2 protein-coding genes are annotated in these 473 nt (G+C 56.4%); both read left to right on the top strand.

The window, feature by feature from the left end; translation table 11 throughout:
- Positions 1–2: 2 nt before the first annotated feature.
- On the top strand, positions 3–281 hold the full coding sequence (gene clpS, locus A3754_RS07680) for an ATP-dependent Clp protease adapter ClpS (RefSeq protein ID WP_082904769.1): 279 nt from the start codon (positions 3–5) through the stop codon (positions 279–281).
- 33 nt (positions 282–314) lie between these two features.
- A partial coding sequence (locus A3754_RS26050) for a Clp protease N-terminal domain-containing protein (RefSeq protein WP_156496902.1) occupies positions 315–473 on the top strand: 159 nt, incomplete at its 3' end.

Genomic DNA, 473 nt, shown 5'->3' with positions numbered 1-473 from the left:
CCGTGGAAGAGGCCAAGCCGAAGCTGAAACCGCCATCCATGTACAAGGTGTTGATGTTGAATGATGACTACACGCCGATGGATTTTGTGGTAGAGATACTGGAAGACTTCTTCAATCTGGGCCGTGAGCAGGCCACCCGTGTCATGCTCACCGTGCACACTGAAGGAAAGGCGGTGTGCGGGGTGTATCCCCAGGACATAGCCGAAACAAAAGCCACGCAAGTGGTGGAATACGCCCGGGAGAATCAGCATCCGCTGATGTGTCAGGTGGAACAGGCCTGATGCCCTTGCGGGCCCATGCAGTGAGGTAGCCTTATGCTCAGCAAAGAACTTGAAATGACGCTTAACGAGGCGTTTCGCCACGCACGTGGCCACCGTCATGAGTTTATGACCGTGGAGCATTTGCTGCTGGCGCTGCTGGATAACGAGGCGGCCGTCGAGGTCCTGCGTGCCTGTGCCGCAGACCTGGATGAA

Source organism: Alcanivorax sp. HI0083 (genome assembly GCF_001635175.1).
This window is presented reverse-complemented; position numbering and strand designations above follow the sequence as displayed.